The organism is Pseudomonas sp. P5_B2 (assembly GCF_056400445.1).
Map to the genome: position 1 here is coordinate 1 of NZ_JBFULH010001503.1, position 540 is coordinate 540.

General features: G+C 59.3%; 1 pseudogene. It reads left to right on the forward strand.

The features are described 5' to 3' along the window. A pseudogene (locus tag AC1DRJ_RS32070) lies at positions 1–540 on the forward strand (helix-turn-helix domain-containing protein); the annotation flags it as partial.

Below are 540 nucleotides of genomic sequence, written 5' to 3' on the forward strand. Positions count from 1 at the left end.
ACACCCGGTTGGGTACAGCACTATCAGCAGATGTCGCCGGGGCATTTCGCCGGGCGTGTGCGCTATCTGGACTTGCATGGCGTGGAGATTTACGAAGAGCAGATGAACACCCGGGTCGAGCAGAATTTCAGTGCGCCCCAAGGTTCGTTGGCGTTCTGTTTCGATCGCAGCGACAACGCGCTGTACCTGCTCAATGGCGAGAGCCGCAACATCTGGATCACCCCCGAGAACTACCAGGAAATTGCCGTGGTGTTCGGCACGGAGTTTGTTCAGCGGCAGGGTTTGAACGTGGCGCAGCTGGAGGGGTTGTTCATGTCGCCACTGAACTCGGGGCAGAACGCTTTGTTCAGCCGCTGGTTGAGCGGCACGCTGACGCGCTTGGGAGAAACGCTCGACCCACCGAGCAAGGAAGCCCTGACGCAACAGTTGCTGGAAGACTGCTTGTACATCCTCGACAACGCGTCGGTTTGCCTGGACCGAGGCGGCTTACAGCGACGCACTGAAGCGCGCATGATCATGAAACGCATCGGTGAGTGGGCC